This window comes from Paracoccus binzhouensis, assembly GCF_016446475.1.
Taxonomy (GTDB): domain Bacteria; phylum Pseudomonadota; class Alphaproteobacteria; order Rhodobacterales; family Rhodobacteraceae; genus Paracoccus; species Paracoccus binzhouensis.
In genome coordinates this window covers 152,437-162,855 of the sequence record NZ_JAEHFP010000002.1, presented here as the reverse complement: position 1 = coordinate 162,855, position 10,419 = coordinate 152,437, and the positions used below count along the sequence as shown (strand labels likewise).

At 63.3% G+C, this 10,419-nt stretch carries 7 protein-coding genes and 1 tRNA gene; 6 read left to right on the top strand and 2 right to left on the bottom strand.

Annotated features, from left to right (window positions below):
• From phaC to I9P22_RS01850, 6 genes are all read left to right on the top strand, one after another.
• A partial coding sequence (gene phaC, locus I9P22_RS01875; protein ID WP_332908986.1) for a class I poly(R)-hydroxyalkanoic acid synthase occupies positions 1 to 1,939 on the top strand: 1,939 nt, incomplete at its 5' end.
• Between the two features lie 117 nt (positions 1,940 to 2,056).
• A complete protein-coding gene (locus I9P22_RS01870) occupies positions 2,057 to 2,533 on the top strand; it encodes a phasin family protein (RefSeq protein WP_199257702.1) in 477 nt (158 codons plus the stop codon).
• A 164-nt stretch (positions 2,534 to 2,697) separates the two neighbouring features.
• Positions 2,698 to 3,285, top strand: a complete 588-nt coding sequence (phaR, locus tag I9P22_RS01865) for a polyhydroxyalkanoate synthesis repressor PhaR (RefSeq protein WP_199257701.1) — start codon at positions 2,698 to 2,700, stop codon at positions 3,283 to 3,285.
• A 50-nt stretch (positions 3,286 to 3,335) separates the two neighbouring features.
• Positions 3,336 to 3,425: transfer RNA gene (locus I9P22_RS01860), tRNA-Ser, on the top strand.
• 352 nt (positions 3,426 to 3,777) lie between these two features.
• Positions 3,778 to 4,041, top strand: a complete 264-nt coding sequence (locus tag I9P22_RS01855; protein WP_199257700.1) for a DUF6429 family protein — start codon at positions 3,778 to 3,780, stop codon at positions 4,039 to 4,041.
• Positions 4,038 to 4,424 carry a hypothetical protein gene (locus I9P22_RS01850; protein WP_199257699.1) on the top strand — a complete coding sequence of 129 codons (387 nt, stop codon included), beginning with the start codon at positions 4,038 to 4,040 and terminating at the stop codon, positions 4,422 to 4,424. The genes I9P22_RS01855 and I9P22_RS01850 overlap by 4 nt, the downstream gene beginning before the upstream one ends.
• Before the next feature lie 46 nt (positions 4,425 to 4,470).
• Here I9P22_RS01850 and I9P22_RS01845 read toward each other — a convergent pair whose 3' ends face one another.
• The gene (locus tag I9P22_RS01845) at positions 4,471 to 7,263 is read right to left on the bottom strand and encodes a BPTD_3080 family restriction endonuclease (protein WP_199257698.1); all 2,793 of its coding nucleotides are present in this window, start codon (positions 7,261 to 7,263) and stop codon (positions 4,471 to 4,473) included.
• A 4-nt stretch (positions 7,264 to 7,267) separates the two neighbouring features.
• Complete coding sequence (locus I9P22_RS01840; RefSeq protein ID WP_199257697.1) at positions 7,268 to 10,405, bottom strand: site-specific DNA-methyltransferase; 3,138 nt, start codon at positions 10,403 to 10,405, stop codon at positions 7,268 to 7,270.
• Between the last annotated feature and the right edge of the window lie 14 nt (positions 10,406 to 10,419).

Genomic DNA, 10,419 nt, shown 5'->3' with positions numbered 1-10,419 from the left:
CACCGGCCCCGCCGCGCCGGGGCAGGGCAGGTCTGCCAAGGCCCCTCCGGCTGCCCCGGTCGCAACTCCTGCGCCCGGGCCTGGCGCCGGGCCGACGAAAACGGCCACGCCGGGGCTCGATGCCCCCGCCGCGCCGGCGCTCGGCAGCCAGACGGCGGCTTTCGCCGAGGCGGCCTTCGGCCCGAACAGCCGGCTGCCCGAGCAGCTGACCATGAATATCGAGCGTATCGAATCGCTGACCCAGCGGCTGATCAGCGCGCTGGCGCAGCGCCGCGCCCACAGCCCCGGCGTCGAGATGCCCGGCCCCGATCTGTTCGCCACGGCCACCTCGGCCTGGCTGAAGCTGCTGGCCGAGCAGCCCGAGCGGGTGATCGGCCAGCAGGTCAGCTATTGGGGCGAGACCCTGCGCCATTTCGCCGAGGCCCAGGCCGCCTTCGCCCGTGGCACGCTGACGCCGCCGGCGGCCGATGGGCCGCGGGACCGCCGCTTCTCGAACCCGCTTTGGGATGCGCATCCGTTCTTCAACTTCATCAAGCGCCAATATCACATCAATGCCCAGGCGCTGGAGGAGGCGGCCAGCGCGCTTGACCTGCCCGAGATGACCGACCGGCGCCGGATCGAATGGTTCACCCGGCAGATGATCGACATGATGGCGCCGACGAATTTCCTGGCCACCAATCCCGACGCGCTGGAAAAGGCCCTGGAGACCGAGGGCGAGAGCCTGGTCCGCGGCCTCGAGAACCTGGTCCGCGACGTCGAGCAGAACAGTGGCGAGCTGATCGTCTCGCTGGCCGACCGCGACGCCTTCCGGGTGGGCGAGAACATCGGCACCTCGGAAGGCAGCGTCGTCGCCCGCACCCGGCTTTACGAGCTGATCCAGTACAAGCCGACCACCCCGCAGGTGCACGAGATTCCGCTGGTGATCTTCCCGCCCTGGATCAACAAGTTCTACATCCTCGACCTCAAGCCGCAGAACAGCCTGATCAAGTGGATCGTCGACCAGGGCCATACGCTGTTCGTGGTGGCCTGGAAGAACCCCGACCCGAGCTATGGCGAGACCGGCATGGACGATTACGTCCGCGCCTATCTCGAGGTCATGGACCGGATCCTGGACCTGACCGATCAGAAGACGCTGAACGTGATCGGCTATTGCATCGCCGGCACCACCCTGGCACTGACCCTGGCGCTGCTGAAGCAGCGCGGCGACGACCGGGTGAACTCGGCCACCTTCTTCACCACCCTGACCGATTTCGAGGACCAGGGCGAATTCACCGCCTATCTGCAGGAGGATTTCGTCTCGGGCATCGAGGAGGAGGCAGCGCGCACCGGCGTGCTCAGCGCCCAGCTCATGACGCGCACCTTCAGCTTCCTGCGCGCCAACGACCTGGTCTGGGGCCCGGCGATCCGCAGCTACATGCTGGGCGAGACGCCGCCCGCCTTCGACCTGCTCTACTGGAATGGCGACGGCACCAACCTGCCCGGGCGCATGGCGGTGGAATATCTGCGCGGCCTGTGCCAGCAGAACCGCTTCGTCCGGGACGGGTTCGAGCTGATGGGCCAGCGCCTGCATGTCAGCGACGTGACCGTGCCGCTTTGCGCCATCGCCTGCGAGACCGACCACATCGCCCCCTGGCGCGACAGCTGGCGCGGCGTGGCGCAGATGGGCTCGGCGGACAAGACCTTCATCCTGTCCGAATCGGGCCATATCGCCGGCATCGTCAACCCGCCCAGCAAGAGGAAATACGGCCATTACACCTCGGATGTCGGCTTCGACCTGGGCGAGCAGCACTGGCTGGACCGGGCGCAGCACCACGAGGGCAGCTGGTGGGGTCGCTGGGGCGAGTGGCTGGCGCGCCGCTCCGGCCGCATGGTCGAGGCGCGCGACCCCGGCGAGGGGTTCGGCCCCGCCCCGGGCACCTATGTCCACGAAAGGGCCTAGAGGAAAATTTGCTGCACTGCAGCACGAAGCTCTTGCAATGCTGCAGTGCAGAAAGTATATGGGGGACAGAACAGTTCAACCGGTGCTCAAGCTTCGCGCCGATCCAGGAGAGAGCAAATGGCCAAGACCCCTGACTTCACCAAGACCCTGCAGGAAATGCTGGCGAAAATGCCGATCGACACCACTTCGGTCCAGGACGCCTTCAAGTCGCAGACCGCCCTGGGCGAGAAGATGGCCCGCGTCGCGCTGGCCGCCGCCGAGCGTTCGACCGAGATCTCGTCGCAATGGGCGAAGGACACCATCGCCCGCCTGGGCGAACTGACCGCCTCGAAGGACGAGCCGGCCGAATACGCCAAGGCCGTGAGCGATTTCGCCACTGCCGCCGCGGAAGCCGCTGCCGAGCACATGGCCGCCTTCGCCGAAGTCGCCAAGAAAGTGCAGATGGACACCGTCGATCTGATGCTGACCGCCGGCAAGGACCTGGCCGCCGACGCCCAGAAGGCCGCCGAGAAGGCCACCCGCGAGACCCAGGCCGCGGTCAAGAAAGCCGCTGCCGCCGCGACCACCTCGGCCAGCACCGTGACCAAGGCCTGATCCGCGCCTTCGGCCGTATCGGACAATCCGGGACAAGGGGGGCAGGGTTCTGCCCCCCTTTTCTCATCTCGGCACGCCGCGTCGCTCCGGCGATGCCAGGCGATTTTCTTTGCATTTCCGCGGGTCATTTCCCATCATGCTGCAAATGCATCGCCGGAGGAGCCATGGCCGAGGCCGAGAACACGACCCCGCTGCTGATCAAGCGCTATGCGAGTCGCCGCCTCTACAACACCGAGACGAGCGACTACGTCACGCTCGACGACATCGCCCGTTTCATCCGCGCCGGCCGCCAGGTCCGCATCGTCGACCTGAAGACCGGCGACGACCTGACGCGGCAATATCTTCTGCAGATCATCGCCGAGCATGAGGGCCGGGGCGAGAACGTGCTGCCCATCGAGGTGCTGATCGACCTGGTGCGCAGCTACACCACGCAGGCCCAATCCGTGGTGCCGCAATTCCTCGCCGCCAGTTTCGAGATGCTGCGCGAGGGCCAGTCCAAGATGATGGAGAACCTGTCGACCTTCCCGAACCCGATGTCCTCGATGCCCGGTTTCGAGGCGCTGCAGCGCCAGCAGCAGATGTTCCTGAGGGCGATGGCGGCGGGTTGGGGCAAGGCGGGCAGCAGCGGCCCCGAGTTGGACGAGGTCGAGCCCGATTCCCGCCGCGCCGGCAAGAAGGCCGCCGAACCCGACGACATGGCCGAGATCCGTCGCCAGCTGGCTGAATTGCAGAAGCGGATTTCGAAGCTATGAGAGAACTGCGGCTTGCGCCGGCCGCCCTGCCGCGCTAGATGAGCCGCCACGGACGGTTGGCCGAGTGGTCGAAGGCGCACGCCTGGAAAGTGTGTAGGCGGGGAACCGTCTCGAGGGTTCGAATCCCTCACCGTCCGCCACTTGCCCCCGCGAAAGCGTTCTCCCCGATCCGGCTGCGGCCGGATTTTTCCGTTGTTTTCGAGGGTTATGTCGGAAGGGCTTTGCACTGGCGTCCTCGCCAAAGCAGCCGGGCACGTTCTCTAAGAGCCCATATTCTCCGGACCTCTCGACTGCGCCCATTCAGTGTAGAGCCCCTAACCAGTTGAAAGTATAGGGATAGTTCCCTGCTCCACCTAAACACTTCGATGTCAGTGGCACTTGGGGAAAGGAACAGACGTCCAACCCGTTCCTTCCCCCTCCAGCCACGCAAATCCATACCGCCATTGAGAATTTTCGGGAACGACGGCATCCTTTCGGTGAAGGAGGCCATACATGGCGGAACCGAAGCTCGACACCGACAAGCTCGACGACGCGGCGCTGGCGATCCTCAGCCTGACGCTCCATGACGGCAATCGCGTCTGGAAAGGGATCGACTGGTCGATCACCGACCGGCTACACGCCAAGGGGCTGATCCACGATCCCATCGGCAAGGCGAAATCGCTGGCCCTTACGGAAGCCGGGCTGGCCCGAGCGGAGGCGGCTCTCGCCGAGTTGTTCGTGAAGCGGTCGGACGATCCAAAGAGGTCGGAACGATGAAACCGGCCGACGAGGAGCGCATCGCCGCCCGGCTGGCGAAACTGATGGCGATGATCTGTGTGCGCAACACGGGGATCGAGGAATTGCACGCCGGGACCATTCCGGTCACCCACACGGGCGACTATTCGGACGTGTTCATCACCGATGCCGACGGCCGCCGGATTCCTTGGTCTGACGCTTCACACATCGACGACGACCAGATGCGAAGCTTGATGCGGCAAACCGTCAACCGGCTCTACACCTTTCACCTCAAGGCTGACGACGCGGGGTTCCGAGACCACCTCGACCGTTGGCTTGCCGTCGCCGAACGATGGGACGAACCGAAGCTGGATGAGGCCTTCCTTGCGACCATCACCGGCGGGGAAGCCAAACTGCCGAGATAGCCATTCGCGGTCAGGTCGGGCTTCGACGGATGGTCGCCGGATCCCACTATGAAACGGGTTCCACAACGGCTGAGTGCTTCGTGACAATGTCCTGAATTTCCGCGGGCTTGAACGCGACATCCCATGCCCAATGGCCGAAGCCGCCCGCCGCGTTGACCGCCTTCACCCACTCGTTCAACGCGTCCCGCTTGGCCTTGTTCTGGGGGCTGTCGGTGCCCTTGATCTCAAGCGCCAGAATGGTGCCGCTGGCAAGGCGCACGAGGAAGTCCGGAACATATCGGCGCCGTGAACCGGCCCACATGTAGTAGATCTGGAACCCGAGGTGATCGTTCTTGGCATAGGCGATGACGTCTTCGCGCTTCTCGAAGATGTTCGCTGCATGTCCCTCCCAGGACGAATCCCCGACCAGGTGGCTGATATGCGACTTGGCGGTCGGAAAGCACGGCTTAGTGGTGTACCAGGTCCGCATCTGGCCGGTGGCGCCGATCGGGTTTTCCTCGTCGAACACCGGCGTCAGGCGCTCCGTGTTCTGCTCGGTCACGTTGCTCAGCACATGCTGAACTGCAAGGTCGATGTTGAGTGCGATCAGAATCCGCCGCCGAAGCGGGTCGGAGTGAAACAGCGACGGGATGTCGAGGCGGTCGGAGTTGAGGAACGCCTCGACGATCCTGACCAGCTGCGCCGCGAGATACTCGTGGCTACCCGAAAAACCGTGGCTGAGTTCGGCGAAGGCCTTCCGTGCTGCCTGAAAGACGAGACGTTGCAGGCGGAAGCCGTCTGGCAGCTTCTCGAGGTCGATCGCTGTCACCTTGCCCATATCCGTCGCGCCGCCGAGCGCAGGAGCCAATTCCGCGCTGATTGGCGTGCTGGCAGGGTCGAGCACGAGCGGCGTTACTTTGCCCCAGTCCATGGTCAGCTGCGGTCTCACGACCGTTTCAACCCGCAGCACGTTCGGCCAGCGAAGCTCCAGATGAGCCCGCTCGGGCAGGACTTCGATCTGGGTGGTCGGCTTCGGAGGCGGCGGCGCTTCCCCGCCTTCGCCTGTTTCCGAAATGGAAAGCGGCACACCGAAGACGTTGACGTATTCGGGCAGGAACAGGCCATTCTCGTCCGTGTCATAGGACACCCGACGTAATCCGCGCCCAACAACCTGTTCGCAGAGCAGCTGGGATGTGAAGGCCCGGAGCCCCATGATGTGCGTGACGTTCTTGGCGTCCCACCCCTCCGACAGCATCGCAACCGATATGACGTTCTGCAGATCCTGTCCGGCCGCTCCTCGCTTCCCGACGTTGTCCACGATCTCGCGCAGCAGTTCTTCTTTCTTCAGGGCGCGGAACTGCTGGCGGCGGGTCTCAGGGATGGTCGCAGCGTCGATGATTGCCTTCAGCCGCGCCTCGTAATCCTTGTCGGACGTCGCGGTCTCGCCGATCTCGGCCTTCTCCAGCACCTTGGAATCGACCCGGAGCGTTCGGGTCGGTGCGTGCAACTCGGGCCAATGCGCATCGCCTTTGTTGAAATAGGTCTCGATGCGGGCTGCGGTTTCGGTGCGGTTGCAAACTGTCAGCATGACCGGCGGGGAATGATGCCCGGCCTCCTGCCATTGCGCCCGGGTTTCCCGCCAGTCGGCACCGAGCAGCGTATAGGCGTCCTGGACCAGCTTTGGCAGCGCCTCATGCGCTTCGGCCTTGCGGTTCAGGTCTTCGGAAACGGTCGGGTCGCGGTAGATGTGGTAGAGCTTCGAACGCAGCGTCTTCGCATCCGGGATCGCATCGTCGCGGACAACGACACGGGGCGTCTTGACCAGCCCGGCCTCGATCGCGTCGTTCAAGCCGAAATCCGAGATGATCCAGTCGAACAGCGCGGTATCGGTGCTCTTCTTGCCAGTCGGCGCGAAAGGCGTGGCCGACAGGTCGAAGCAGCGCTGGATGCGCCGGGTCTTGTGGATGCGGTCGAGCCCCTCGATCCAGCGCGTCGCCTCGTCAAGGTCGATGCCATGCTCTTCGGCATGCTTCTTGCTGATCTTCACCTCGGGCGGCTTGCGGTAGGCGTGGTGCGCCTCGTCGTTGATGACGATGATGTCCTTGTGCGCCGCCAGCTTGCCCAGCACCCGCCGCGTGAAGGCCTCGTCGGACTCGCGCCCCTTCTTCACCACCGAGCGGTCCGCTTCCTTCAGCGGCATCAGCGTGTGCCAGTTCTCGATCAGCACCTCGGCCTGGTTCAGCTTCTGGCGGAGCGCCTCGGACGGGCACAGGTTGAACTCGTCGTAGTAGCTGCCCTCGCTGGGCAGCAGCACCTGCAGCCGCTCCTTCACCGTCAGGCCGGGCGCCACGATGAACACGGCGCGGCTGAAGTCCTTGTTCCGCTTCGGATAGGTCAGCGCGTTGAGCACCTGCCAGGTGATGATCATCGCCATCACCGTGGTCTTGCCTGCGCCCGTCGCCATCTTGTTGCAGAGCCGCTCCCAGACGCCGCCATCGCCGGGGATCGCGATGCCCTGCTTGTAGGCTTCGGCGCCCTCGACCCACCAGATCAGCGTCTCGATGGCCTCGAGCTGGCAGAAGTAGAACGGATGCTGCCGCGCCTCGCGGTCGTGCCAGTGCTCCAGCAGCTTGCGGGTGACGATGGTCACGCCCGGCCAACCGTCTTCGCGCCATTGATCCACGCGGGTGCGGATCGTGTTCACCAGGTCCAGCACCTCGGTGCGCTTGGTATTGTTACGCGCGTCAAAGACCTCGTAGCTCGCCGGCCGCCGCTCTGGCTTGATCTCCAGCTTGCCGCCCTTGGCCTCGACCCAATGCTGCGCCGGGCAGACGAAGGGCGAATTGATGATGAGGGACATGGGCTTATCCCTCCAGCGACATGATCTTGAGCGACTCGATCCCGCGGTCGTCCACGATCTTGACCGCAATCCGCCGGTTCTCGCCCGCCTCGAAGGGCAGCGAGACAGTGCCGTGGAACTGCTCCAGCAGGTCCTCGTCCAGTTCGGCCCGCACGGTCTTGCGCAGGCGGTTCCAGCCGCCCTTGGCATCCGCCATGGGGAAGAACACCTGATGCGGCATCAGCGAGCGGTTGTCGTAATCCACGTCAAGCGACCACATCGCGATCTGCTTGGTGCCGCCCGAGACCAGATCGCCCTTGCGCGGATCGAAATAGTCGAAGCCGTTGACCTGAACCTCCCACAGCCCGTCCTTGCGCCTGCGCAGGTCTACATCGGGCTGGCCCATCAGCCAGAACGACTGGTTGGAACTGCGGCCCTTCTTCAGATCCTCGGTCAAGAGGTCGGTGTTCATCTGTGCCTTGAGAAGCGTCACGCCGGGCCAGTTCACCTCGTCGATGTCCTTCGCGGCCTCCGGGTCGAACGTGAAGGCGCAGAACAGGATGAATTTGGGCGACGGGCGCAGGGTCTCGGCCTCGGTCAGCGCCAGTTCCACCTGCCGCTGCTCCAGCGCCGCGTGCTCGGGGCCGAAGCTGACGACGACGCGTTCGCCCGTCTCGGCCAGCGATCCGCTGGCGTGGATGTGTTTCAACCCCGGCAGCGTCTCGAACTCGGCGAAGCGCAGCATGGCGCCGCCCTTGCCGCGCACGCCGGTCTTCAAAAGTTCGTCGCGCCACAACGCCTGGCGCGAGGTCTCGCCGGACCGGGCGACGGTCTCGTCGGCCTCCTGTGGCGGGATGCTGTCGTCCAGCGAAAGGACGGTCGGCGCCGGCACCGCCTCGACCGAGAAGGGCCCGCAGATGCGCAGCTTGGATTTGTCGATGCGCGGCCTGTCGTAAAGCGTCTCCTGTTCGGCATGGTCGACGATGGACTGGTCCATGCGACGCAGCATCGCCTGCCGGACAGCGTGGAAGCCGTCGAAGGACGCGCGGGCGACCTCGGGCCAGTCGTCGGGCCAGTCGAAGGGCACCTCCCATTCGTGCAGGGTGTCGCCTTTGGCGAAGTCCACCGGCTTACCCTTGCGCACGCCTTGGCCCGGCTTGAGCGGCTTTGGTGGGGTGGCGGCCAGCGCACTGGTCAGATCGGCCAGCGCCGCGGCAATCTTGGGATGGTCCTCGTCATATATCTTGTCGATGTCCGTATTACTGCCAATCGACCCAAGGCTTATGCGCTTTGCAGTCTCATAATCAAAGCCGCCCTTCAATCCTTCGTGTGGGTATTTTAGAATGTAATAGTCAAAGCTTGCAGTCATCAATCGCTGCTTTGCAAGCGTGACGGCGATACGTGAGGTGTCGCAAGTGATCCAGCGACGTCCCCATTTTTCAGCTGTAAACGCTGTAGTTCCGGAACCACAGGTAATATCTAAAACCAGATCACTCGGATCAGTCGCCATCAATATGCATCGCTCTACAATGCGAGTGTTGGTTTCGACGACGTATTGCATGTTGGATGCACCGCCAAACCCGAGCCAAACTGAATGAAACACCTTGTATTCAAAGTCGGTCGCAAATTTCTTCAAGCGAAGCGATGTAGTTTTCGGAATGATCCGCCCAGCTTTCGCTGCACGATCAAGTCCTTCGATCGGCACTTTCCAATGCTCATTCGCGCCGCACGGCCAGCTCTTTCCCATGAAATTGTATGGGCAGGTCGTCGTAGTTCTGAAGCCATCCGATTTCAGCGGGTCTTCAGAATAGTCGCTGTCCGTATCCGGCTTCTTTTCATAGAGGGTCCGGTACTTTAGGTGATCTTTGTTCTTCGCGTAAAACAACAGGATGTCGCACACCTTTCCAAGGTGGCTGCCAGTCACAGATCCTGTTTTCGAGAATGATATCTGCGAGACAAAATTCGTTACGCCGAATACTTCGTCCAGCACTCCCCTGACCAAATGCACGTTCTCATCAGATATCTGAACGAAGACCGATCCACTGTCGTTCAGCAGTTCTCTTGCCAATATTAACCGGTCACGCAGATAGGTGAGGTAGGAATGGATGCCGAGTTCCCAAGTGTCTCGAAACGCTTTGATCATCTCGGGTTCTTGGTTGAGGTCCTCATCCTTATCCGAGTCAGCCAGCTTTCTTTTGTTCGTGAAGGGCTGAAAATTCGAACCGTATTTGATGCCATAGGGCGGGTCGATGTAGATCATCTGAACCTTGCCGCCCATGCTCTCCTTGGTCAGGAGCGAATTCATGACCAGCAGGCTGTCGCCCGCCACCAGCCGGTTCGACCAGCCCTTTTCGTGGTGGTAGAAATCCAGCGCCTGGCGCAGCGGCAGGTTCTCGAACGGCGCCGCGAACAGGTCCGGCTGCCGCCACTGCGTGGCCGAATCCTTCCCCTTCAGCCGCTTCGCCGCATTGGCAAGGATCGTCGCCGGGTCCACCCGTTCGTGGACATGCAGCGAGACGGTATCGACCGCGACGTTGGTCCGCTCCGCCTTTCCCGTCCAGTTGAGATAAGGCGCCTGCAGCCGCTTCAGTTCCTGAAGCGCGTCGCGCATCTTTTCGAGATCACCGCTGGCCAGCGCCTCGTCGATGAGCCGTTCGATCCCCGCCCGCGCAGAGTCGAAATTCAGCACCGGGTCGAGATGCGGGTCGTAGGCCCAGACCGTCTTGTCCCCATCCGGATCGGTGCCGGCATGCACCATCCCGACCTCGGGGTTGTTCACCCGCGTCTCTCCGTGGCGGTAGGACAGCACCTGCACCGGCCCGTCCGGCCTGCGCGCAGCCTTCTTTCCGGCCTTGGCCCGCGGCTTTCGCGGCGCGGCCTCTTCGGTGTGGGTCAGTTCAAACCCGTCGTCCTCGTCGCCCTCATCCTCGTCCAGGTCGTCATCCTCATCGCCCAGATCGTCGGTAACGCGGAAGATCGACCCGCCACGTCCCTTGCCACGCCCCAGCACGCCCTCGTCGATCAGAGAATCGCGCGCGGCGATGTAGTCGTCTTCGGCAAGGTCCGGCATGTGCTCGCGCAGCAGCGCCAGCATGGCCCCGTTACCGATGGTGGAACCGTCTTCGGGTGAAAGGGTCAGGATCAGGTCGGAAATGTCGGACATGCGGCGCAGAAACT